General features: G+C 50.5%; 1 protein-coding gene and 3 tRNA genes. All 4 read left to right on the forward strand.

Features of this window, described 5'->3' with window-relative positions; translation table 11 throughout:
• The first annotated feature begins 424 nt into the window (after positions 1-424).
• The 4 genes from ACI32D_RS04950 (at position 425) to ACI32D_RS04965 (ending at position 2,229) form a co-directional block, all read left to right on the forward strand.
• Entirely contained in the window at positions 425-1,717 is a 1,293-nt protein-coding gene (locus ACI32D_RS04950) for an O-acetylhomoserine aminocarboxypropyltransferase/cysteine synthase family protein (protein ID WP_439775515.1), read from the forward strand.
• Positions 1,718-1,896: 179 nt separating this feature from the next.
• Positions 1,897-1,968, forward strand: a tRNA-Gly gene (locus tag ACI32D_RS04955).
• Between the two features lie 4 nt (positions 1,969-1,972).
• Positions 1,973-2,046 (forward strand) — tRNA-Pro (locus ACI32D_RS04960).
• Between the two features lie 111 nt (positions 2,047-2,157).
• Positions 2,158-2,229, forward strand: a tRNA-Gly gene (locus tag ACI32D_RS04965).
• Positions 2,230-2,303 lie beyond the last annotated feature (74 nt).

Raw genomic sequence — 2,303 nt, forward strand, 5'->3', positions numbered from 1 at the left:
TTTCAGCTGGTAGCTGATATACTTAAAAGCGAATTAAGGATTAATGAAGAAAGGAGAACCACCATGGAATTCGCTGCTAAGAATTGTCAAATGCAAGTCATGTCAATGAACATGCTGATGTACAGCATGCCTTTTAGCGTAGAAACGAATACCTGTGGTTCACCATCCTAAGATCGTTACTGTATTGAAGATAGTAAAGGCCGCCTGAACTACTGGTTAGTTGGGCGGCTTTTTTACGAGGTAAGGTTCATGTGCAGGAAACGATATCAACAGACGAAACGCTGGCTGATCCTCTGGCGGGGAGCGGCGATTGGGGCCAGCTACATGTGCCGCTTGTGTTTTTAACAGCAATATTTCAGCAATCTAATCATTTCCAACAACTAAAAAATATTACACAGCAACAACACAAGCGAGGTAAAAAAACATGAGTAAAGAAGCTATCAGCAACGAAGGTTTGTCATTTGAAACTTTGCAGGTCCACGCCGGTCAGCCAATTGACGAAACTGGCGCCCGGGCAGTGCCAATCTACCAAACCACGTCCTATGTCTTTGACGACGCTGACCAGGCAGCTGGCCGTTTTGCCTTGACCGATGCCGGCAACATCTACACCCGTTTGACCAACCCGACCACGGCGGTTTTTGAAAACCGGGTAGCAGCCCTTGAAGGCGGCACGGGTGGCGTGGCCCTGGCAACGGGGGCGGCAGCGATCACCGCGGCTATCTTGAACGTAGCTGGGGCGGGCGACGAAATCGTGGCTGCTTCCACTATTTACGGCGGGACCTACGACCTTTTTGCCCAGACTTTGCCGCCATTGGGCATCAAGACCCACTTCGTTGACCCAAGTGATCCGGCCAATTTTGAAAAAGAAATCAACGACCATACCAAGGTGGTTTACGCTGAAACCATCGGCAACCCTAACGCCAACTTGATCGACATTGACGCGGTAGCAGAAGTGGCTCACAAGCACGGCGTTTTGGTCATTATCGACAACACCTTTGCTACCCCTTACCTCTACCGGCCATTTGAACATGGGGCCGACGTGGTTGTCCACTCAGCTACCAAGTTCTTCGGCGGCCACGGGACGACCATGGGCGGGGTAGTCGTGGAAAGCGGCAAGTTCGACTATGAAAAGTCCGGCCGCTACCCAAGCTTCACTAACCCTGACCCGTCTTACAAGGATGTGACTTGGGCCAAGCTGGGGGCACAAGCATTTACGACCAAGATCCGGGCAACGGTTCTGCGTGACACCGGGGCCAGCCTCAGCCCATTCAACGCCTTCCTGCTTTTGCAAGGCCTGGAAAGCTTGTCCTTGCGGGTTGAACGCCACGTCTACAACGCTCAAAGAGTGGCTGAATACCTAAGCAAGCATCCAAAGGTTGCCTGGGTCCGCTACCCGGGTCTGGTTGACAGCCCGGACCATGCCTTGGCTGAACGGGACTTCCCGAAGGGGGTCGGCTCAATCTTCACCTTTGGCTTGAAGGGCGGGGAAGAAGCCGGCAAGCAGCTGATTGCCAACTTGAAGCTCTTCTCCCTTTTGGCCAACGTGGCTGATGCCAAGTCCTTGATCATTCAGCCAGCTTCCACCACCCACGCCCAGCTGAATGTCGAAGAACTGGCCAGCGTCGGGATTACCCCGGACTTGATCAGAATCTCTGTTGGGGTGGAAAATATCGACGACCTTTTGGCCGACCTGGACCAGGCCCTGGCCAAGCTGTAATTTTTGAAAAATCTCCTTATACTAAAAAACGTTTCCTGCTAGAGGAAACGTTTTTTTGCGTCTACATCTTTTTGATGGTCTCCATATAGTTTAATCGAACTTGCCGCAGAGAAAAATGCTATTTTTATAAAAAAGCCCTTGCCAAGACCCGGCTTTTAGATTATCCTAATAGATGTGTTGCGGAAGTAGTTCAGTGGTAGAACATCACCTTGCCATGGTGGGGGTCGCGGGTTCGAATCCCGTCTTCCGCTTCTTCGGGAATTAGCTCAGTTTGGTAGAGCGCTACGTTCGGGACGTAGAGGTCACAGGTTCAAATCCTGCATTCCCGATTAGCCAATGTGTGATCAAAGCGTTGCTTTTTATAGCGGCGCTTTTTTCTCATTTATGGGCAAAAAAAGACTTGCAAAAGAGAAATTTTTTGGTAAACTAATAAATGTATCGCGGAAGTAGTTCAGTGGTAGAACATCACCTTGCCATGGTGGGGGTCGCGGGTTCGAATCCCGTCTTCCGCTTCATCAAAGACTCGCTAGTTTAGCGGGTCTTTTCTTTTTGCCTTATAATAGATCTGCAGGGCACCTGGCTTGTC

Origin of the sequence: Lactobacillus sp. (genome assembly GCF_051873315.1) — a bacterium.
In the GTDB taxonomy this organism is placed as follows: Bacteria; Bacillota; Bacilli; order Lactobacillales; family Lactobacillaceae; genus Lactobacillus.